The 21,468-nt window shown below is 43.8% G+C and carries 17 protein-coding genes; 11 read left to right on the forward strand and 6 right to left on the reverse strand.

Annotated features, from left to right (window positions below; genetic code table 11):
* Positions 1-28 precede the first annotated feature (28 nt).
* From secF to CSQ79_RS04815, 3 genes are read right to left on the reverse strand one after another with little or no spacing between them, the layout of a single operon-like run.
* A complete protein-coding gene (gene secF, locus CSQ79_RS04805; protein ID WP_099700049.1) occupies positions 29-1,000 on the reverse strand; it encodes a protein translocase subunit SecF in 972 nt (323 codons plus the stop codon).
* 37 nt (positions 1,001-1,037) lie between these two features.
* A complete protein-coding gene (secD, locus tag CSQ79_RS04810) occupies positions 1,038-2,453 on the reverse strand; it encodes a protein translocase subunit SecD (RefSeq protein ID WP_099700050.1) in 1,416 nt (471 codons plus the stop codon).
* A gap of 52 nt (positions 2,454-2,505) precedes the next feature.
* Positions 2,506-3,489, reverse strand: a complete 984-nt coding sequence (locus CSQ79_RS04815) for an alpha-ketoacid dehydrogenase subunit beta (protein WP_099700051.1) — start codon at positions 3,487-3,489, stop codon at positions 2,506-2,508.
* Positions 3,490-3,777: 288 nt separating this feature from the next.
* Between CSQ79_RS04815 and CSQ79_RS04820 the strand changes: the two genes are divergently transcribed.
* The 4 genes from CSQ79_RS04820 (at position 3,778) to CSQ79_RS04835 (ending at position 8,865) form a co-directional block, all read left to right on the forward strand.
* A complete protein-coding gene (locus tag CSQ79_RS04820; RefSeq protein WP_099700052.1) occupies positions 3,778-5,505 on the forward strand; it encodes a succinate dehydrogenase/fumarate reductase flavoprotein subunit in 1,728 nt (575 codons plus the stop codon).
* Between the two features lie 263 nt (positions 5,506-5,768).
* A complete protein-coding gene (locus CSQ79_RS04825; RefSeq protein ID WP_099700053.1) occupies positions 5,769-6,854 on the forward strand; it encodes a PstS family phosphate ABC transporter substrate-binding protein in 1,086 nt (361 codons plus the stop codon).
* A gap of 40 nt (positions 6,855-6,894) precedes the next feature.
* Positions 6,895-8,013: a serine/threonine-protein kinase gene (locus CSQ79_RS04830; protein ID WP_099700054.1), complete on the forward strand. Its 1,119-nt coding sequence runs from the start codon at positions 6,895-6,897 to the stop codon at positions 8,011-8,013.
* A 231-nt stretch (positions 8,014-8,244) separates the two neighbouring features.
* Positions 8,245-8,865, forward strand: a complete 621-nt coding sequence (locus tag CSQ79_RS04835; RefSeq protein ID WP_099700055.1) for a TMEM165/GDT1 family protein — start codon at positions 8,245-8,247, stop codon at positions 8,863-8,865.
* On the opposite strand, the gene CSQ79_RS04840 is transcribed toward CSQ79_RS04835, so the two are convergent.
* Positions 8,858-9,688, reverse strand: coding sequence for a tetratricopeptide repeat protein (locus tag CSQ79_RS04840; protein ID WP_099700056.1), 831 nt, complete (start codon positions 9,686-9,688; stop codon positions 8,858-8,860). The genes CSQ79_RS04835 and CSQ79_RS04840 overlap by 8 nt on opposite strands.
* A gap of 440 nt (positions 9,689-10,128) precedes the next feature.
* Between CSQ79_RS04840 and patR the strand changes: the two genes are divergently transcribed.
* Positions 10,129-11,046 carry a heterocyst master regulator PatR gene (gene patR, locus CSQ79_RS04845; protein WP_099700057.1) on the forward strand — a complete coding sequence of 306 codons (918 nt, stop codon included), beginning with the start codon at positions 10,129-10,131 and terminating at the stop codon, positions 11,044-11,046.
* 152 nt (positions 11,047-11,198) lie between these two features.
* Here the strand turns inward: patR and CSQ79_RS04850 are convergent, their stop codons facing one another.
* On the reverse strand, positions 11,199-12,380 hold the full coding sequence (locus CSQ79_RS04850) for a homocysteine biosynthesis protein (protein WP_099700058.1): 1,182 nt from the start codon (positions 12,378-12,380) through the stop codon (positions 11,199-11,201).
* Between the two features lie 164 nt (positions 12,381-12,544).
* Between CSQ79_RS04850 and CSQ79_RS04855 the strand changes: the two genes are divergently transcribed.
* The 4 genes from CSQ79_RS04855 to CSQ79_RS04870 all read left to right on the forward strand — a co-directional run bounded on the left by CSQ79_RS04855 (position 12,545) and on the right by CSQ79_RS04870 (position 18,057).
* Positions 12,545-13,516, forward strand: a complete 972-nt coding sequence (locus CSQ79_RS04855; protein WP_099700059.1) for a helix-turn-helix domain-containing protein — start codon at positions 12,545-12,547, stop codon at positions 13,514-13,516.
* A gap of 112 nt (positions 13,517-13,628) precedes the next feature.
* Entirely contained in the window at positions 13,629-16,100 is a 2,472-nt protein-coding gene (locus tag CSQ79_RS04860) for a TonB-dependent siderophore receptor (protein WP_099700060.1), read from the forward strand.
* A 2-nt stretch (positions 16,101-16,102) separates the two neighbouring features.
* Positions 16,103-17,056, forward strand: a complete 954-nt coding sequence (locus CSQ79_RS04865; protein WP_099700061.1) for an ABC transporter substrate-binding protein — start codon at positions 16,103-16,105, stop codon at positions 17,054-17,056.
* A 2-nt stretch (positions 17,057-17,058) separates the two neighbouring features.
* On the forward strand, positions 17,059-18,057 hold the full coding sequence (locus CSQ79_RS04870; protein WP_099700062.1) for a ferredoxin family protein: 999 nt from the start codon (positions 17,059-17,061) through the stop codon (positions 18,055-18,057).
* A gap of 4 nt (positions 18,058-18,061) precedes the next feature.
* On the opposite strand, the gene CSQ79_RS04875 is transcribed toward CSQ79_RS04870, so the two are convergent.
* Complete coding sequence (locus CSQ79_RS04875) at positions 18,062-18,253, reverse strand: hypothetical protein (RefSeq protein WP_099700063.1); 192 nt, start codon at positions 18,251-18,253, stop codon at positions 18,062-18,064.
* 271 nt (positions 18,254-18,524) lie between these two features.
* Here CSQ79_RS04875 and CSQ79_RS04880 point away from each other — a divergent pair, with 271 nt between their 5' ends.
* Positions 18,525-19,193: a DUF1614 domain-containing protein gene (locus CSQ79_RS04880; RefSeq protein WP_099700064.1), complete on the forward strand. Its 669-nt coding sequence runs from the start codon at positions 18,525-18,527 to the stop codon at positions 19,191-19,193.
* Between the two features lie 177 nt (positions 19,194-19,370).
* Entirely contained in the window at positions 19,371-21,296 is a 1,926-nt protein-coding gene (gene ftsH, locus CSQ79_RS04885) for an ATP-dependent zinc metalloprotease FtsH (RefSeq protein WP_099700065.1), read from the forward strand.
* Positions 21,297-21,468: the final 172 nt, after the last annotated feature.

Consider the following 21,468-nt stretch of genomic DNA (forward strand, 5'->3'; position numbering starts at 1 on the left):
ACTGCAAGCTGACAAAAAGAATGCATTGTTAAGTATCTTCTGGTGGTGAATCAATCACTGCTGTGCTTTGTGTTGCTAAACGCTGACCATGACGTTCGCGCCACCAAGAAAGGAGAGTACTGGCGATAAAAATACTAGAATAAGCACCGCAAATAAAGCCGATAATCAAAGCTAAGGCAAAATTCTTTAAAGTTTCTCCACCAAATAGAAAAATTGCGAATAGTGCGAGCATTGTTGTTAATGTCGTATTGATCGATCTGGCTAAAGTCTGATTAACAGCATCATCAACAATTTCACTAATCGAGCGATCGGGATTTACTTTTAATATTTCCCGAATTCGGTCATAGATGACGACAGTATCGTTGACTGAAAAACCCGTGATTGTGAGTAAAGCAACGATAAATAAACTATCTACCTCAACACCCCATACTAAGCCTAAAATTGCAAAAACCCCTGCTGTGAACAGCACATCATGAAGTAGGGCAGTAATTGCAAATACGGCAAAGTCTAACTGAAACCGTAAACTAATGTAAACGATAATACCACCAAAAGAAACAATCAACGCCAGCAATCCAGAAGATAATAATTGGCGACCAATTGTTGGACCTACTGTGTCGATCTGAGTCGATTGCGGATCGAAAGCACCAATTCTTTGACTAAGTGCATCTTGCAACTGGGTACGTTGCTCTACATCTAAGGTACTCGTGCGAATTGAGATACCTTGTTGTTCTTGTCCCAAAATCTGAATGCTGCTATTAGCAAGTCCTTGGGCTGCTAGAACTTCGCGCACCGCAGTAATATCTATTGGTTGAGCACAATTATTTGGTTGACTGCAATCTCGTTCGAGTTGTAAGCGCGTACCACCGACAAAATCCAAACTAGGACGTAATGGTGCGCCGATTTGCTGCCAAGAAATTAGCATTGCAGCTATTCCAGTAATAATCGCTACAGCAGAAATTGCCCACCATAGTTTTCGCGATTGATTAATACTTAGTTTCATTGTGATATCTATGCCCCTCCAGTCTAAGATCGCGAGTTCATCGAGCTACCTCTGCCCTCCGAACTGTTGGCAGGTTTGGACAATACAATTCTGGCTTACGCAATGAAGGTAAGCTAATTGCGATAAACATGAGGGTACGACTACAGGTAATTGCTGTAAACATACTCACGGCAATTCCTAGTGCCAAAGTTAAGGCAAAACCACGAACTAAACCTGCTCCTAACCAGAACAAAGCTGCACAAGCAATCCAAGTTGTGACATTACTATCTAAAATGCTGGAAAAAGCACGGTAAAATCCCGATTCCACAGAACGATACAGCGACTTACCAGCACGAAGTTCCTCACGTGTCCGCTCAAAAATGAGTACATTGGCGTCAACTGCCATGCCAATACTGAGAATAAAACCCGCAATGCCAGGAAGTGTCAAGGTGACACCAAGTAAAGCAAAACTAGCCCACGTCAGTAAAGCATAAACACACAAAGATAAATCTGCAATGATGCCAGGAACTCGATAGTAAACGACCATGAAGATCAACACCAAGATCAAACCACCGATACCAGCATAGATACTGCGTTGGATGCTGTCTCTTCCTAAAGTGGCACCAACAGTGCGATTTTCAACAATTTCTACAGGTACAGGTAATGCACCACCTCGTAATTGAATTGCCAAATCGTTCGCTTCTTGGGCAGTAAAGCGACCTGTAATGACTGCTGATCCTCCTGTGATCCCAGTTTGAGCAAATTGCGGACCAACGGTAGGTGCGCTAATTAATTCATTGTCAAGAAAGATACCAATACTGCGTCCAGTTCCAGCAAGATCGCGGGTGAGTTGGGCAAACAGTTCAGCACCAGGTGAATCAAAACGAATTCCTACTTCCCAGTTGTTGGGTGCTTGTGTCGGTTGTCCGTACGCATCTTCAAGGTTTCTACCTGTTAGGGGAGGATTTGTGCTTTCAAATAGTTGAGCGATCGCTGCATTACTGCGCTCAATCGCTTCTTGATTTTGCTGAATTTCTGTAGTATTGTTTGTTGCTCTTAATTCTTGCTGTTTGGCTAGCAATCCTAATCTGACTTGCTGTTCGGCAAATAACTGGGCTTCTGTACCTGGTCGTTGCGTGCGAAACTCTAACTGTGCAGTTCCTCCAAGCACTCGTTCGGCTTGTTCTGGATTGCTGACACCAGGGAGTTGGACAAGTATTTGATCTTGCCCTACAGTTTGGACGACTGGTTCCGAAACACCTAAACCATTAATTCGATTTTCAATAACACTCTGAACGGCTTCTAGTTCGCGGTCAGTGATTTGGGGAATCTCTGCTGTTGGTTGCACTTGAATTGTTAGCTGCGAACCACCTTGAAGATCTAATCCCAAGGAAATCGGAAGTCTGGCGATCGCCACAATAGCAGCGATTACCAATACTACGATCAAAGCCAATAGCGATCGCTGTCTTTGCATACTCTAAATTTGTCTGCGACAAACGCTATGATAACGTTTTAAAAATGCATTGCTAAATCCGCAATGCCACCATCTTCTCGACTGCTTCAATAATTTGCTCTGGTTGAACAATTGTCAATCGCTCTAAAGCCCCGTTGTATGGTGTGGGAATATCTTGGGAAGACAAGCGCAATACAGGTGCATCGAGTTCGTCGAAGAGGCGATCGTTAATTGAGGCAACCAGTTCAGCACCAATACCTCCTGTGCGCATACACTCTTCCACAATAATGACACGATGTGTTTTCCGAATCGAGTCACCAATCGTATCAAAATCTAAAGGTTTGAGTGAAATTAAATCGATGACTTCAGGGTCAAAACCATTCTTTTCTAAAGTTTTTACCGCTTGGAGCACATGATGACGCATCCGCGAGTACGTCAAAATTGTCACATCTTTCCCTTGACGAACGACTTCGGCTTTATCTAAAGGCAACAAATATTCAGTTTCTGGTAAATCTTCTTTTAAGTTGTACAGCAGTACGTGTTCAAAAAATAATACTGGATTCTCATCGCGAATTGCTGATTTGAGTAATCCCTTAGCGTTATAAGGAGTGGAGCAGGCAACAATTTTTAGCCCTGGAACTGCCTGAAAATAAGCCTCTAGCCTTTGTGAGTGTTCTGCACCGAGTTGTCTACCCACACCGCCAGGACCGCGAATTACCATCGGAATTTTGAAGTTACCGCCAGAAGTATAGCGCAGCATTCCGGCATTGTTTGCAATTTGGTTAAAAGCAAGGAGTAGAAACCCCATATTCATACCTTCAACAATCGGTCGCAATCCGGTCATTGCGGCTCCTACAGCCATTCCAGTAAAACTATTTTCGGCAATGGGCGTGTCGAGTAATCGCAGTTCGCCATACTTTTTGTAAAGGTCTTTCGTCACTTTATACGAACCGCCATAATGTCCGACGTCTTCACCAAGAACAAATACAGTAGCATCGCGTGCCATTTCTTCATCAATGGCGGCACGTAGCGCATTAAAAAAGAGTGTTTCTGCCATGAATGCAAGGAGGTGGAATAGTTAATCGGTTAGTCTATAATATTAACCTTTTGCCATGATTTATGAATGCTGTGGGCGATCGCACTTGGAACTAGGAGCGAGGGGCGAGGGGTTAGAGAGCGGTTGAAACCGCTGCTATACAGACAAAACCTGTCTTCACAGGTTTCTACAGCTTTTATCTTCGCATTAATCCACGGAGGTGAGCTTTGTTTTTAAGCCGCGAAGGGAGTCGCTGGGCTACCTTTGTGAATTCGCGTTAAATTAAAAACAAAAATTTTATACTAAATCATGCTCGAACACGATGTTGTTATTGTAGGTGGTGGATTAGCGGGATGTCGTGCAGCGGTAGAAATTGCCCGCACTGATCCAAAATTAGACGTTGCTGTTGTTGCCAAAACACACCCGATTCGTTCGCACTCGGTTGCAGCACAAGGCGGAATTGCCGCAACGCTCAAAAATGTTGACGATAGTGATACTTGGGAAGCTCATGCATTTGATACTGTTAAAGGTTCCGACTACTTAGCCGATCAAGATGCGGTAGAACTATTAGCAAAAGAAGCACCTGATGTGGTGATTGATTTGGAACATATGGGGGTGCTGTTTTCTCGTTTACCTGATGGGCGAATCGCGCAACGTGCTTTTGGGGGACACTCGCACAACCGTACTTGCTACGCAGCTGATAAAACTGGTCATGCAATTCTACACGAACTCGTTAACAATTTACGACGATATGGCGTCCAGATTTACGATGAGTGGTATGTCCTGCGCTTGATTTTAGAAGATGGTCAAGCTAAGGGTATCGTTACGTACAACATTCTTGATGGACAACTTGAAGTAGTCCGCGCTAAAGCCGTGATGTTTGCGACTGGTGGTTATGGTCGCGTCTACAATACTACATCGAATGATTATGCTTCCACAGGTGATGGTTTGGCCATGACGGCAATGGCTGGTTTACCTTTGGAAGATATGGAGTTTGTACAATTTCATCCCACAGGTTTATATCCAGTAGGCGTTTTGATTTCGGAAGCTGTACGCGGTGAAGGTGCGTATCTGATTAACAGTGAAGGCGATCGCTTTATGGCAAATTATGCGCCGAGTCGCATGGAATTAGCACCGCGCGATATTACATCTCGTGCGATCGCCAGAGAAATTCGCGCCGGACGCGGGATTCATGCTGATGGAAGTGCAGGAGGACCATTTGTGTATCTCGATCTGCGCCACATGGGACCAGAAAAAATTATGAGCCGCGTTCCTTTCTGTTGGGAAGAAGCCCACCGCTTAGTTGGTATTGATGCAGTACATCAACCGATGCCGGTGCGTCCTACGGTGCATTATTCAATGGGGGGAATTCCTGTTAATACCGATGGGCAAGTCCGCAGTAGTGGAGACAATTTAGTTGATGGCTTCTTTGCTGCTGGTGAGTGTGCGTGTGTCTCGGTGCATGGTGCAAATCGTCTGGGAAGTAATTCACTGCTTGAATGTGTTGTCTATGGACGCCGAACGGGGAAAGCGATCGCGCAGTATGTGCAAAATCGCAAGTTACCTGCAATTGACGAGCAACGTTACATTACAGAAGCCCAGCGTCGCCTGCAAGCCTTACTCGAGCAACCAGGCAAGTACCGAATCAACCAAGTTCGTACTGCTTTTCAAGACTGCATGACGCAGCATTGTGGTGTCTTTCGCACTGCCGAAATTATGCAAGAAGGCTTGCAACAAATACAACAATTACAACAGCGATATTCGGATATTTACTTAGACGACAAAAGCATATGTTGGAACACAGAAATTGTTGAAGCATTAGAACTGCAAAGTTTATTCGTCGTAGGTAGAATCATTCTTGCAGCTGCCTTAAATCGTCAAGAAAGTCGCGGCGCACACTACCGCGAAGATTACGCGCAGCGCAATGATAGCGATTTTCTCAAACATACAATGGCTTACTATTCCCCAGCCGGAATTGATCTACAATATCGACCTGTTACAATTACAATGTTTGAACCGCAAGAAAGAAAGTATTAGAGTTCTATTAAATGAGTGGCGATTCTATCTCTAGGGTTGAGAAAGTGGGGAATTCCTAGCAGAGTCAGCTTCTGAAAGTAATTAGTATTCTTCAATTGGCAATTTTAGTTAACGGTGGGCTTGCATAAACTAACCTCGGACTATGTTAACTTTAGATACATAGTATTCCATGTTGTTACGTAAACTTCTCAGCTTAAGGTAATTTTATTTATTAGAAGACATTTTAAGTTTAAATTGCTCCCTCATTTTAAAGAAGATCGGCAATGACTGATAATGGAGAACAAACGCGGAATCGGTTAAGCAAAGATGTTGTCCTGCTGATTAGAGGGCTAATCATTGGTAAAGTGTTAACACTTGTCGTGATTGGTGGTGTCTTGTGGTGGTTGAGACCACGTTTATTCATGAGTAACGACGCCGCAACTCAAAATTCAGGTGTTGCTTCAGTTGCGAACGATGGAGCAAACTTTCAGTCAGTTGCAGCAGTACCGACTGGTACATTTAACTATGGTGGTAGTCCAGCTTGGGCGGCGATTAGACAGCTGGTAGATGCACAAATTCAAAATGCACGTCCAGAATTACAACTGCGTTACGTATCTCCTGGTGAAGGTGTTCCCAGTTCAAGGACAGGCATTCAAATGTTGCTTGACGGAAAGATAGACATAGCTCAAACTTCTCGTCCCTTAACAGCAACAGAAGCGGCAATCGCCAAAGAGCGAGGTATTGTACTAGAGCAAAGTCCTGTTGGAGTTGATGGTGTAGCAGTAGCCGTGAACCATTCACTAACAGTCGCAGGATTAACGACTGAGCAGTTGCGGCAAATCTATCAAGGAACAATTACCAACTGGAGCCAAGTTGGAGGACCAGACCTTAACATTGTGCCATTTTCTCGACCGTTAGAAGATGCAGATACTCCAATATTTGCTTCTCAAAGCCAGTCGTCGCAGTTTGGAACTCAAGTGCAGTATGTCACCACAACAACAGAAGCGTTACGTCAAGTTAGTAATACCCCAGGTGGTATATATTATGCTTCTGCACGTACGATAGTACCTCAATGTAGTGTCAAAACTTTGCCTTTAGGCGAGAATACCAATCAGCTGATCGCTCCTTATCGTCAGCCCTCAGTTCAGACAAGTGAATGTCCCGCTGAACGGAATCAGGTAAATACAGCCGTTTTTGAAAGCGGCGAATATCCAATCACTTACAATCTATTTGTCATTACCAAGCAAAATCAAAGTCGAGAACAACAAGCAGGAGAAGCTTACACTAATCTTTTGCTAAGTCAACAGGGACAAAAAGCACTAGAGCAAGTTGGATTTGCACCAGTATCGTCAGATATTGCCCGTCAATAATCCAAAGTAGCACTGCGAAGTACTTTATGCGCTCTTTAACATGATAGGCGAAGTCATTAAAGGTCGATACCAAATACTAGAAATTCTCAGTAGGGGAGGATTTTGTCAAACGTATCTGGCTCAAGACCTTTACGAACCAGAGACTAAATGTGTAATTAAACATCTTTCAACTGCAACTAGTTCTCAACCACAAACAATAGCTGACCTGCGCTCATCATTTACTAGAGAAGCACAAGCTTTAGAGAAATTAGGCGAACACGACCAAGTACCACAGCTACTTGCTCACTTTGAGATCGATCGAGAATTCTACTTGGTGCAGCAGTTCGTGACTGGTCATCCTTTGAGTGAAGAACTACAAACACCTTGGAGTGAAAGTCAAGTAGTAGAGGTGTTGCAACAAGTTTTGAGCATTTTAGAGTATGTTCACGATTACGGATTGATTCACCGCGACATCAAACCTAGCAATTTAATTCGTCGGAAGAGCGATCGCCAATTAGTGTTAATTGACTTTGGTAGTGTCAAGCAAGTCTGGAAGCAAGTCGTCACAGCTGGAGGTCAGACAAGTTCCAAATTTGTTGAGGGAATTCCTGCTACCGTTGCTATTGGTACTCCTGGATATATGCCAACTGAACAAGGAAGAGGTAGACCTCGACCAAACAGTGATATTTATGCACTAGGGATGATTGGTATTCAAGCCTTGACTGGGCGCAGTCCGAGTGAGTTACTTGAAGATGCGGATGGGGAGATTATTTGGCAACACTACGCTGATGTTAGTCCTCGTTTAGCAAACATCCTAAATCAAATGGTGCGCTACCACTTTAAAGAGCGTTATCAATCAGCAACAGAAGCCTTACAAGCATTGCAACCTCTTACAGAACAAAATGACAACTTAAACTTGGTTCAACTGACCTCAGATGTAGTAGAAAAGCGATCGCCAACTTTCACAACTGATACCAGCAATACTACCAATAGCAAGTCAGATCGATTGACATTGTGGCTAGGACTAGCAATAGGTGCAGTTTCTGCTGTGGTGTTAATAGTCAGCAGCTACTACTATTTGCGTCCGCTACCTCCAAACAATTCACCATCATCTTGGCAAGAAACAACTCACGACCTGGCACAAAGTACTTTTAATCTATCAAAAGACGTAGTAAAATAATCATAAATTGAAGGGGAGTAACTGCTGACACGCGATTTTGTCAGCACACTTGAGTCAACATACTGGTGAATAACCTGGTTCAAGTGACAACTTAGCAAGTAGTATTGCCAAGCTAATTTGGAAGTGAGACCTTCACTAAGTTCACAACAGGAATTGTGAGCTTGGTGGGGTCTTTTGGCTGTCATCAAGCTCATCAAGCAGAGGTTAGTTTAGTTTGAGGAGCTTGATCAGGTGCTATCTGCTTTTATCGCGGGTTTTTTCCTCATTGCAGTATCTGAGCTAGGAGATAAAACATTTTTTATTGCCGCAATTTTAGCAATGCGCCATTCGCGTAGGCTGATTTTTGCTGCTGTCGTCGCGGCTTTAGCAACAATGACGGTATTATCTGTACTCGTGGGGCAAGTCGCATCAGTATTTCCGCCAAACTACATCTACTATGCCGAAATTACTTTATTTATTGGCTTTGGCTTTAAGCTTTTGTACGATGCAAGTCAAATGCCTGCCAATGCTTGTGATGTGGAAGTGGTGCAAGAAGCTGTAGATATTGTGGAAAAGGCAGAAGGTAGCTTACCCCAGCAATCAAATTGGGCGATTTGTGCTGAAGCATTTGTTTTGACATTTCTAGCTGAGTGGGGCGATCGCACGCAAATTGCAACAATCGCCTTAGCAGCAGGTAATAATCCTTTAGGAGTCACAGCAGGGGCAATTTTAGGTCATGCGCTGTGTGCTGCGATCGCTGTTATTGGTGGCAGAATGTTAGCTGGACGCATATCTGAGCAAGCATTAACTATTTTTGGCGGTTGTTTGTTTTTGTTATTCGGACTAATGGCGTGGTGGGAAGGACTTAATTAGAGGGGCTAGGAGCGAGGGGTGAGGGGCTAAGGCTTGGAGAAGGAGTTGCGAGTTGATTAATTCGCTCTTTGTATTGAGCGGGGGCTAATCCTGCAGCATTATCAAATAAGGGTTTAGCTTCCTCATTTTTGCCTTGTTGCTGTAATGCCATAGCTTTTGCTAATACTGGACGAAAATCTTGTTTGTTATTACTAATCAGTTCGTCGTAGATAGCGATCGCCTCATTGTAATTTTGCTGCGTGGCATAGACTTGAGCTAAAAGTAGCCTGACACCATTAATATCTACACTACCAGGCTGATTTTGATTAGCTTCTGGAGCATTCGAGAGGGTGTTTTGGAGTAAAGCAACTGCCTCCATTGGACGTTGTTCGCGTAACTGGACATTGGCTAGTCCTTCAAGCGCTGGGAGATTACCTGGATTTGCATTGAGAATCGAGCGATACGCCGCAGCTTCACCTTCGCGATCGCCTAGCCTTTGCTTAACTTCCGCCAACAGTAAGCCATATTGTGTTTCTGCCGGATTCAATGCGACCAATTTTTCGAGGGGATCAACAGTCCCTTTAAGATCCAATAGTTGAATTCGTGCTTCGACTAATCCCCGTAATGCTGTTTGATTTTCTGGTTCGCGCTGCAAAACGACTTCATAGCCTCGTGCAGCTTCTTCAAGTTGTTTTTGACCTTGGTTGGTTACAGATGTTTCGCTTACTGGTTGACTGGCGCGAAATGCGGTGCTGATCAAAGGAATCATTGAAAACCCAACGAAGGCAATGATTGCCAGCACCAGAACTACACTAATAAACCAGCGTCTACGCGGTTGAGACACAAAACTGCCTTGAACTCTAAATCTAAAATAATATTATTTGTGATGAATAAGAGAATTACTGAAAATTGCTTTAACTTTGCCGAAGCTTTCTAGACTAACGAGTTAAAATAGCTGCAATATTATTTAAGTAGGTGCTCAAAACAAGTCTCAACAATATTCTGTGGAAACGTGCTGTGGGATAGAGTTTGAAATTAATGAATGCTGGCAACGATATGCAAAACCTTCGGATAATGTCCGGAATGTGACAGCTGTACTTTGTTTGGTTACTGGAGGCTATGTAGCTATGCTATGCTTCGCACACTGGAGTTTGCACAGTGCATTTTAGCTACTTTTTGTTGCTAAGAAGCACAACACTTGTGTACTTCCTAACAGTCTACAGGTAACGTGCAAGTGCCAAATATAATCTCAAGTTGGATGTGTCTCCGCCGCAAGGAGTTTTTATGAATTCCTCCGTTAATCCGTTTTCCGAATCATCCAATGCTGCCTTTGACTCTGTGTCAACTGAATCTCAGGCAGAAATTGGGGGTGAATCATCACCAACTGTAACAGATGCTGTAGAAACATCAGTCAATCGACAGCAACCAATTCCGCCTCCGAGTGAACCAATGCAGTATCGAGCAATTGGTTTGGTTCGGAGTAGATATGTTCCCAGTGCCGAACAGTTCACTAAAGGCATACTGTTGACAAGTGAGGGAATTGAAATTGATGCTGTTCTTTTAGGAAGAGTTATGAGCTTGGTGAGGAATCACCTCGATTTATCCCAAGAACATTTATGGGTGGTTTATCCGCGTACGCAACAAAAAGAAGGTACTTTACACCTGCAAGTTGTTGGTGTGTGGGAACCAGATAAGTTAGCGAAACAAAGTCAAAATCAGGATTCCGAGATTGGGGATCAGGAAAATGAATTTTCTGCGTTAGAACCACCTCGCCCTTCAGATTTAGTAGAAGATGGTTATTTCTCAGTGCGAGGTGAAATTGTTTATCAGTCTGCGCCCGATCAACACTTCATTGTGAAAATTAAGCAGGCTCCGCGCAAAGATTCGGATAAGCCCAAATATTTTAAGTTAAAACTTAGCGGCGATCTCGCAAGTAAAGCTGTTGGTCAATTTTGGGACTTACACGCGCAAAGGCAAGAGAAAGATTTGGTACTTAAAGAGGGAAGTGCGATCGCGATTCTGCCATCGAAGCCTAAATTAAAGCGCGGTGGTAGTCCTCGTAAAGGAGGTTATCCACTTCCTAAACGTAATTCAGATCCACCACGCCCAGTGCGTAAATCTCTAGACGCCAAGCCAGTAGCACGACCTGTTCCAAAATCCTCGGTTCCTAAACCAATCAAGCGCCCGAAGCCACCAAACTAGAGAGAGGGACAGAGAGTAAGCGGGTGGTAGGGTAGTTGGGATTGAGAGTATGAGGGTTGAAGGGTATCTCTACTACTCGAACACTCTTCCACTATTCACTCGCTCCTCACTCCGGACTTCGTCCCGCTGCGCTAACGCCCCTGACTCCTCTTTCACTCCAAAGCAACTTGTGCGCCCCAAATGTCTTGAGGAAGAAAAGAGCGTTCTTTAGGGATTGGTGCAACTGGCTCAGCAAGAGTAAATTTTCCTGCTTCAATCCACTGTTTGAGGGCGATCGTGACTTGACGTGATAAAAATAAACTGGCTAGGGGAGCAACGCGCACAGGTTTCCCTTCAATCGCGATCCGCCCAGATTTAAGCTGTGCGTAACTGACCAAACCAAAGGTAGGACGCACGCGACGTGGAATCGAAAAGTCTACTATCGGAGCTACTAAGTCGTTGTCTTGAACTGCACAGCGGGCAACGACTTCCTCATTTAAAACGGGTAAGGGTACTCCAACGCCGATCATAAGAGAAGGACCATAGCTTTTAAAATAGCAGCCACGTACCCAACGGGCATCCATTTGTTTGGCATCACCGATCAAAGCTAAAGTTGCCGCAGGACCTATCGGTGTGTCGTTTGGGAGGCGCTTTTGTAAAGGAAAGTGTTGTGTCCCTTCCCAAGCAACATAGCCAATCCCACCACCTAAAAAAATTCGCGTACCAATCCCAATCAATTGTAAATTCGGGTCGTTCAATAGTGGAGAAAGCGCCCCAGGGTTAGAGTAAACAGCATTACCTAACCGAGGTTGTAGCGGTCCTAGATACGTGTGTAAAGGGCGATCGCCGCCATTAACTCCCACAATAAAATTTTGATATAGATTTCGAGGATTAAATAAATAAAACTGGTTAATTGTATCGCGGGTAATCGTCGTTTCAAACGTCGCACGCGGATAACAATCAGTGACTTGTCCTAAAGCACGTAGCTGAATCGGTAATCCAGCAATCAAATCGGAAATAACATGACCTCCGCCTTTTTCTCGCACTTCTTCACCATCAATTGCCTCAACTGCTTGAGTTGCACCTAAATAGAGATCTACGGCTCCAAAGCCTGAATAGGCAGGAACGCCATCCAACCAACAGCGACGAATTTTAATTGGGGGATCGGTATGTCCTAAATTGATAATTGCTCCCGATGATTCCATCGGCTCGAATGTGCCAGTAGTAATGACATCTACTTCTTTTGCGGCTTGAGTAACGCCGACTTCGGCAACTCGTGCTTTCAATTCCTCAACTGTCAACACCGCTGCACTTTGACGAGCAATTTTTTCATTAATTTCGGCAATTGTACGCATGGCAGTTGAGAGCAAAAGTAGAGATTGAGATGCTTTGAGAAGGCTATCAATTATTAGCCTACACGTTGGGGCGATCGCAAACCATTTAGAAGCTTTCTAGAAGAATAGAGACAAACTCATGATAAGTTGAGAAGATATCTCAATTAGCTGAAAATGCTTTAATAATGGCAATTATCCTTTCACAAAGTAGCTACTGGGAGCTATTTGAGGACACTGTAGAAGTCGAAACCAATGTTCATGCAGTTGATGAATTCGATACTATTTGGAAATATCCGCAGCAGCTTGGTCAAGGATATTGGCGAGATATTGTCCTTGGTGAAGGATTATCATTAACGATCGCAGACTATCAACCACACGATGACATCATTTCTGCAGCACCCGAACGCCAACACCCTTTAGAGTACACCTTCTATCTTGCCGGCGGTGAGGGGTGTAATGATTGCTTTGTGCGTGCTGGGCAATATACGCTATGTGGTAGTGGAGTTGCCCCCAAAGAAGATTGCTACTCCTCTGCTCAAAACCGATGCTTTATTGTTAATGCACACATTGCACCTGCCCTGTTTCAATCATTTTTGGAGCCTACCAAGGAACTGCCACAGGAGTTTAAGCATTTGCTGCGTGATTTGCATCAAGAATACAGTATTAGTTTTGGCAAAACTACCGCACAAATGCACCTAGTTTTGCAACAAATTTTACAGTGCCCTTACCACGGTTTCATGAAACGCATATATCTCGAAAGTAAGATTTGGGAGCTAATCGTGTTGCTGCTTGACCAACTAAAACCACAAAAACAGCAAAAATCTACTACACTAAAATCTGACGATATTGAGCGCATTTACCAAGCGCAAGCAATTTTATTACAGCAACTTAGTAATCCACCTTCTTTAATTGAGCTAGCCCGTAAAGTGGGTCTGAATGACTGCACGTTGAAGCGGGGATTTCGCCAAGTTTTCGGCAAAACGGCATTTGCGTATTTACATCATCACCGATTAGAACAAGCGAAGCAACTGTTAGCACAAGGAGATATGAGTGTTGCAGAAGTTGCCCTTAGTGTAGGATTTGCCGATCGCAGCTACTTCACAACAGCTTTTCGCAAGCAATATGGCTGTAATCCAGGCGCTTACCGACGGCGATAAGTATCAAAAAATTCCGTCTACCCTACAAAAAAATTCCGTTTAGCCAACATCTGACTCGCGATCGCAATGGTTCATCACTGTAAGCTAATTGAGAATTCCTCTTGCTTGAGTGATGACGCAACTACGACAAATTGTATTAATTATTAGTATTCTGCTGTTGGTATTATCACCAAAGGCGCGGGCGGAAATTTCTAGAGATAGCCAGCCGCAACACATCGGGCAACGATCGCCGTTACCATTATTGACTCCTAATACCCCAAATCAAATTACAGGAGTGCAATTAAAATCAACCGATGCAGAAATTGAGGTGATTTTAATCAGTTCGCAGCAACTGCAACCAGTCACAACCTCAGTTGTTGGCAATGCGTACATTGTCGAGATACCTAATGCAGTGCTCGTTTTAGCCGATGGTGAGGAATTTCGCACGCTAGATCCAAGTGCAGGAATTGCAGAAGTCACAGTCACAAATTTACCCAATAATCGCGTTCAAGTTGCGATCGCGGGAGTAAACGAGCCTCCCACTGTTGCTATCAGTAGCGATCCTCAAAGCTTGGTATTAAGCGTTACGCCTGTTGCCGAAGAAACCATCGAAATTCTTGTTACTGGCGAACAAACTCAGGGCTATATTGTCCCCAATGCGTCAACAGCAACGCGCACAGATACACCATTGCGTGACATTCCGCAATCGATTCAAGTCATTCCGCAACAAGTGCTAGAAGATCAACAAGTAATTCGTCTTGATGAAGCACTGCGTAATGTTAGTGGTATTGTTCCAGGTGACAACTTTGCCGGAACGCGCGATCAGTTTATTATTCGCGGTTTTTCACAATTCAATACATTTCGCGATGGCGTGCGCGATAGCCGTAATATTCTCCAAGAAACAACCAACATCGAACGCATTGAAGTTCTCAAAGGTCCAGCGTCGGTTTTATTTGGCAACTTAGAGCCAGGGGGAATTATTAATATCATTCCCAAAAGACCTTTACGCGACCCGTTCTACGCGGCTGAAGTACAAGTAGGGTTTGGTCTCATTCGACCGCAAATTGACGTTTCTGAACCATTAAATGCTGAGCGATCGCTGCTTTATCGCTTGAATCTTGCCTATGAACGCGCCCAAGGCTTTCGCGACTTTGAACAAGATATCGAGCGCGTGTTTATTGCTCCCGTGTTTTCCTGGGCGATTAGCGACAATACTAATCTCTTGCTTGAGTTTGAATATCTCCGCGATGAAAGACCTTTTGATCGGGGCTTAGTTGCCATTGATGACACTGTTGCCGATATTCCTATAAACCGCATTTTAGGCGAACCTGATGATTTTAGACGCAATGAAGCGGTGAGTGCTGGATACGCACTTGAACATCGCTTGAGCAACAATTGGCAGATCCGTAATGCATTTCGCTTTTCAGCATCAGATACACTCGACTTCAAAGCTGACCCTGATAGTTTAGACGAAACTACTGGAGAACTTTCGCGGACTTTTAGTTCTAACGATGACTTGCGTGAAACTTATGAGTTACAAACTGCGTTGCTAGGGCAATTTACAACAGGTGAAATCGCGCATCAAGTCGTGTTTGGTGTAGATTTATCTCGTGTCTTCTCTCAAGGGACAAATCGCTTACTGCCTGAGGGTGAGACTCCTAGCATTAATATCTTTGCTCCAGTTTATGATGCGATCGCGCCGACACTCAATGACTTAACCGAGTTGGGTCGAGATAGTAGATCGCAAGTAGATTCATTAGGAATTTACCTGCAAGATCAAGTCAGTATTCTTGATAACTTGAAACTACTTGTTGGCGGTCGCTTTGATGTTGTTGAACAAGACAGTGTCTTTAACGATTCTCCTTCAGCACGCCGCGACGATGTTTTTAGTCCCCGCGTTGGATTAGTCTATCAACCGATCGATCCAATTTCACTTTACACCAGCTACAGTCAATCGTTTGCACCCAACTTTGGTACTACCGCCGATGGTACGTCCTTAGAACCCGAACGCGGGACGCAATATGAGATTGGTGTGAGAGCAGAGTTACTAGAGGGTAAGTTAATTTCAAATCTCGCTTTCTACGAACTGACAAAAACAAACATTGCCACATCAGACCCCAACGATCCTACTTTTAGTTTTTACATTCCGATCGGCGAACAACGCAGTCGCGGTATTGAACTCGATATTGGCGGTGAAATTCTTCCAGGCTGGAACGTCATTGCATCTTATGCTTACACTGATGCTGTCATTACAACAGGGACTTTTGGGATTCCTGATGGCAACTTACCTGCAAACGTTCCGCAACATAGCGGTAGTTTATGGACAACCTATGAAATTCAGCGCGGTAATTTACAAGGCTTAGGCTTTGGTTTTGGTTTATTTTTTACTGGAGCGCGACAAGGAGATAATGAAAATACTTTTGAGCTACCAGGTTATCTGCGTACCGATGCAGCAGTGTATTACCGACAAGACAACTGGAGAGTAGCGCTGAATTTACGCAACTTATTTGATGTTGCCTATTTTGAAGGTGTTGAATACGGACGAACGACGATTAAGCCTGGTGCGCCTTTTACAGTAGTCGGATCAATTGCGATTGAGTTTTGAGCATGAATTACTGTAAGCGTTGGCAAGCATTGATTCTGTTTTTTATCAGCGTTTGCATTAGTTTATTTGTAGCTTGTACACACAATACTGATACCGTCAAAAATGTTTCTACACCATCTGCTGTCCGCCTTGTTAAACACGCGATGGGAGAAACACTAGTACCTGCAAATCCTCAACGGATTGTCACGCTTGATAGTTATACCCTAGAAGCCGTATTAGCACTCAATATAAAACCGATAGGCGCAGCACGAACCGACTGGGACCATTTGCGCGATCGCCTCGTTGGAGTGGCAAATGTAGGACTTTCTGGAGAACCAAGCTTAGAGAAAGTTCTCGCGCTTAAGCCTGATTTGATTTTGGGCAATTCTTACCAGCAATCAGTCTACAACCAACTATCACAAATTGCCCCAACAGTTCTTGCCAAGTTTGAAAATAGTAGCGATTGGAAAGAAATCTTGACGTTGGTTGCGCAGGCATTAGGAACAACCACAAGCCCCCTCATGGAGCAATATTATGCCCGACTAGAAGATTTCAAGACACGCATGGGCGTTCGCCTCAATCAGCTTGAGGTATCAGTCATCACTGTTCCACCGGATGGTGGTTTCTACATTTACGGTAACGATACTTTCTCTGGCACAATTCTTGCTGATGCAGATTTACGTCGCCCAAAAGCACAACAAAACGCTGCTACAACATCTCTAAGGCTATCACGCGAACACTTAAGCAAAGCTGATGGCGATGTCATTTTTTTGTGGAATTACAGTAGCCCTGACGAGCAAGGCGCACAAATCCAAGCTACAGCAAAACTCAAAGCCGATCTCTTGTGGCAACAATTAAATGCTGTCAAGCAAGGCAAAGTGTACGAAGTGCCGCACTACTGGATCGGCACAGGTCCGATTGCTGCCAACTTAGTGATTGATGATTTGTTTACCTACTTACTCGAACTCAAAAAGTGAATATGGATAAACTAACACTGCGCAATTGCCGCTTTTGTACCGAGGTTGCGAAACAAAATGGCGAAGACCCGATTGGGACAACGGAAACTTATGACCATTGGTTAATCTTTGAATTACCGCTACCTTGGGCAAAAACAATTTGGATGGAACCGAATCCCGTACCGCAACATATCCACGAAGCACTAGCGGTCATTTGGCAAGAAGATATTCGATTAAGACCTTTGGCGATCGCTCCTGATCGTGAATATTCCCAACCGCACCTTATGCGCGTGCTGTATTACCACAAACCTGCGGGAGCATTTGCACGGTTAACTAAGTATGAGTATCTTTTACCTCTTGATGCCGTAGCACCGCTGATCTTTGCTTTATTTAAACAGCCGCAACAACTTGCGACATTTGCTGCCTATCAACAAAAGACACAACACATCCGCGATTTACTTGTGTGTACTCATGGTAACGTTGATGCTGCTTGTGCTCGGTTTGGCTATCCAATTTATCGACAGTTACGCCAGCAGTACGCTTCACAAAACCTACGCGTGTGGCGATGTAGTCATTTTGGCTATCACCAATTTGCACCAACCCTACTTGATATGCCAGAAGGACGCTGCTGGGGACAGCTTGAGCCAGATGTGCTAGAACTTCTTATCCGTCGTAGTAGTTCAGTAACAGGGTTACGTTCTTATTACCAAGGGTGGGCTGGATTGACAAAGTTTGAACAAATTGCTGAACGCGAGATTTTGATGCTTGAAGGTTGGGCGTGGTTGGATTATCTCAAGCAAGGCAAAGTGTTGGCAGTAGATGAAATTCATATTGAGCCGGAGTGGGCAGAAATTCAAATTGATTTTGCATCCTCCGGTGGTAGTATTTTTGGAGCTTATCAAGCACGAATTGAGGTCAGCGGTCAGGTAACAACTGCTTGGTGGACATCAACCTATGACGATGATGAACCGTTGGTACAAGTGAAGCAGTATCGCGTCAGTCGTTTAGTTAAAGTTATTTGACGATCTATGACTTAGAAGATTGTTGTTGGAAGCGTTGAAATAAAGCGATCGCCATAAATATACTTGGCAGTAAAACAACAATCAATGCAGTTGTTGATGTCGGTGAGAGTGGTAGATATAGACCACCATACTTAATCAAAACTGATATGAAAGCAGACAACAGAAGCACCTTAAAAATAAATCCAGTCTGATTCATGAATTAGGCTAAGTAGTTGAGGAACTTCTATTTTAATCTGGCAATAGTTTTAAAAGTTTTTTGTTTTGAATTAAGAATATTTCAATCATTATTCTTAAAGAGGAATTTTGTAAAGCTGTATGAAAGCAGATAGCTCTGCTTTTGTGCATTTTAAGGTGTGGATTTTGCGGTGGGAAGTTAAGTAAACACCGAACTAGTACGGCGATCCCCAACTTTTACAATAACTTTAGAGCCATTTAGTTTAGTTTAAGCTCTAACGCTTAGTAAGTTAATGTTTTACCTGCCGGTATCATTATTACTATTTCTAGTCTTGTTGCTGTTACTGCCATTTGTGTGGTTTACGTTGGCAGTTGATGTTGTCAGGTTAGCAGTAGCCAAGCTGGGATTTGCACCCGATGTCGCAGTATTGTTGCTAGCTGCGGTCATTCTCGGCAGTACAATCAACATTCCTCTTTACAAAGTGGCTGCTCCGCAAACTACTGCAGATAATTTAACTCAGTTGTGGTTACAGGAGTATTGGGGTATTCCTCTCAAACGCATGAAACGTTCTACTGTAGTAGCGGTTAATGTAGGAGGCGGCGTTATTCCGGTTGGATTAGCACTGTATCAATTTACGCAAGGTGATGTATTAGCAATTTTGTTAGTGACTGCCATTGTTACATTAGTTAGTTACTACGCAGCGCGAGTTGTTCCAGGGATTGGTATTCAGATGAATCCTTTACTCGCACCTTTAACAGCTGCTTTATCGGCAATGGTACTAGCGACAGCCCATGCTGCACCTGTTGCTTTTGCAGGTGGAATCTTAGGCACTTTGATTGGTGCTGACTTACTGCATCTCAAAGACATTCAATCAATGAGTTCTGGTGTTTTAAGTATTGGTGGTGCAGGAGTATTTGATGGTATTACTTTGTGTGGTTTATTTGCTTTGCTCTTGACATAAATCAGAGGTCAGGAGTCAAGGTTACTTGATTATTCCCATAATTACAAAGACAAAACCTCACTTTCATAGAATTTCTGATCTATATTGTCCTAACCTTTGAACTATAGGTCTGATCGCGCCCTCTGACCTCTGATTCCTGACCTCCGACCCCTTTTCATATTAGGAGAATCTATTGAAATGCCTGTCGAAACTAACAATAATAAACGCTCAAAAAAACCACCCCAAACACGGCAATTTGGAGGCAGTTTACTCATTTTATTTACAATACTTTTGCTGCTAAATTTTATTGTGCCGAGCTTTGGTCCTCGTTTACCGCAAGTGCCTTACAGTGACTTTATTACGCAAGTAGAAGCAGATCGAGTCGAACGGGCAATTGTGGGAAGCGATCGCATTGAATTTGCCCTCAAATCTGAAGCAGAAGGAGATCAAGCATTTACCACGACACCGATCGCAATTGACCTCGATTTACCTAAAATTCTCCGCGAACATAATGTTAAATATGCAGCTCCAGCACCAAATAATAATGGTTGGATTGGAACTATCTTAAGTTGGGTGATACCACCATTAATTTTCTTTGGAATTTGGGGATTTTTGATTAATCGTCAAGGTGGCGGTCCTGCTGCATTAACTGTTGGTAAAAGTAAAGCTCGTATTTATTCAGAAGGAACGACTGGAGTTAAGTTTAGTGATGTTGCGGGTGTTGAAGAAGCGAAACAAGAAGTTCAAGAAGTTGTTGATTTCTTAAAAAATGCAGGCAAGTATACCAAACTAGGAGCTAAGATTCCTAAAGGAGTTTTACTGGTAGGACCTCCAGGAACAGGTAAAACACTTTTAGCAAAAGCGATCGCTGGTGAAGCGAGTGTTCCTTTCTTTAGCATTTCTGGTTCTGAATTTATTGAGTTATTTGTCGGCGTTGGTGCAGCAAGAGTCCGTGACTTGTTTGAACAAGCGAAGCAACAAGCCCCTTGTATTGTCTTTATCGACGAGTTAGATGCTTTGGGTAAGTCGCGTGGCGGTGCGAATGGCTTTGTTGGCGGTAACGACGAACGCGAACAAACACTCAACCAACTTTTAACCGAAATGGATGGTTTTGATGCAAATACTGGCGTGATCATCATTGCAGCAACAAACCGTCCTGAAATTCTAGACCCTGCATTACGCCGCCCTGGTAGATTTGACCGTCAAGTTGTTGTCGATCGTCCTGATAAAGTTGGTCGCGAAGCGATTCTCAAAGTTCATGCACGGAATGTCAAGTTAGCAGATGATGTCGATCTCCTCACCGTTGCAGGACGTACGCCAGGATTTGCTGGTGCAGATTTAGCAAATTTAGTCAATGAAGCCGCATTACTTGCTGCTCGCCAAAATCGCGAAGCTGTGGCAATGAGTGACTTTAATGAAGCAATCGAGCGTGTTGTTGCTGGATTGGAGCGGCGATCGCGCGTTCTTAATGAAAATGAGAAAAAGACGGTTGCCTATCATGAAGTTGGTCATGCCATTATCGGCGCTTTAATGCCTGGCGCGGGTAAAGTTGAGAAAATCTCTGTGGTTCCTCGTGGTGTGGGTGCGTTGGGTTATACCGTACAAATGCCAGAAGAAGACCGCTTTTTGATGATTGAGGATGAATTGCGCGGTCGGATCGCAACACTACTGGGTGGACGTTCAGCAGAAGAATTGATTTTTGGCAAAGTCTCTACAGGTGCAAGTGATGATATCCAAAAAGCAACTGATTTGGCAGAACGCGCTGTAACGCTTTATGGAATGAGTGATGAGTTGGGTCCTGTTGCTTTTGAGAAAATTCAACAAGAGTTCTTAGGCGGTTTTAGTAATCCACGTCGTTCGGTTAGCCCAAAAGTTGCAGAAGAAATTGATCGCGAAGTTAAGGGAATTGTTGATGGAGCACATCATATCGCTTTGAGCATTTTGGCTCAAAATCGCGATCTGTTGGAGGAAACTGCTCAGATTTTGTTGCAGCAAGAAATCCTCGAAGGGAAACAACTCCACGCCCAACTAAATAAAGTACAAGCACCATCAGAGTTAGATGAGTGGCTGCGTACAGGGAAGTTATCTCCTGATAAGCCGTTAATGCAATCTGTTTTGGTGTAGTTAAATTTCTCTTGTCTTTAAATAGACCTCCTGCATGAATCACAGATGCCCTACGACTGAAGTCAGGGCTATCCAAGCAAAGTGTACCTTCGTACACTCAAATAAGCCTTTTAGCAGTAAGTCCACGGAAGTGGACTTTATTTATTTAGCTTGCGAATGAATTCGCAAGCGC

The sequence above is a fragment of the Gloeocapsopsis sp. IPPAS B-1203 genome (assembly GCF_002749975.1).
Lineage (GTDB): Bacteria > Cyanobacteriota > Cyanobacteriia > Cyanobacteriales > Chroococcidiopsidaceae > Gloeocapsopsis.

Bases quoted from the DNA above. Each gene is read 5' to 3' on its own strand.
- secF (WP_099700049.1), bottom strand. From the start codon at position 1,000: ATGAAACTAAGTATTAATCAATCGCGAAAACTATGGTGGGCAATTTCT.
- secD (WP_099700050.1), bottom strand. From the start codon at position 2,453: ATGCAAAGACAGCGATCGCTATTGGCTTTGATCGTAGTATTGGTAATC.
- CSQ79_RS04815 (WP_099700051.1), bottom strand. From the start codon at position 3,489: ATGGCAGAAACACTCTTTTTTAATGCGCTACGTGCCGCCATTGATGAA.
- CSQ79_RS04820 (WP_099700052.1), top strand. From the start codon at position 3,778: ATGCTCGAACACGATGTTGTTATTGTAGGTGGTGGATTAGCGGGATGT.
- CSQ79_RS04825 (WP_099700053.1), top strand. From the start codon at position 5,769: ATGACTGATAATGGAGAACAAACGCGGAATCGGTTAAGCAAAGATGTT.
- CSQ79_RS04830 (WP_099700054.1), top strand. From the start codon at position 6,895: ATGATAGGCGAAGTCATTAAAGGTCGATACCAAATACTAGAAATTCTC.
- patR (WP_099700057.1), top strand. From the start codon at position 10,129: ATGAATTCCTCCGTTAATCCGTTTTCCGAATCATCCAATGCTGCCTTT.
- CSQ79_RS04850 (WP_099700058.1), bottom strand. From the start codon at position 12,380: ATGCGTACAATTGCCGAAATTAATGAAAAAATTGCTCGTCAAAGTGCA.
- CSQ79_RS04855 (WP_099700059.1), top strand. From the start codon at position 12,545: ATGGCAATTATCCTTTCACAAAGTAGCTACTGGGAGCTATTTGAGGAC.
- CSQ79_RS04860 (WP_099700060.1), top strand. From the start codon at position 13,629: ATGACGCAACTACGACAAATTGTATTAATTATTAGTATTCTGCTGTTG.
- CSQ79_RS04865 (WP_099700061.1), top strand. From the start codon at position 16,103: ATGAATTACTGTAAGCGTTGGCAAGCATTGATTCTGTTTTTTATCAGC.
- CSQ79_RS04870 (WP_099700062.1), top strand. From the start codon at position 17,059: ATGGATAAACTAACACTGCGCAATTGCCGCTTTTGTACCGAGGTTGCG.
- CSQ79_RS04875 (WP_099700063.1), bottom strand. From the start codon at position 18,253: ATGAATCAGACTGGATTTATTTTTAAGGTGCTTCTGTTGTCTGCTTTC.
- CSQ79_RS04880 (WP_099700064.1), top strand. From the start codon at position 18,525: ATGTTTTACCTGCCGGTATCATTATTACTATTTCTAGTCTTGTTGCTG.
- ftsH (WP_099700065.1), top strand. From the start codon at position 19,371: ATGCCTGTCGAAACTAACAATAATAAACGCTCAAAAAAACCACCCCAA.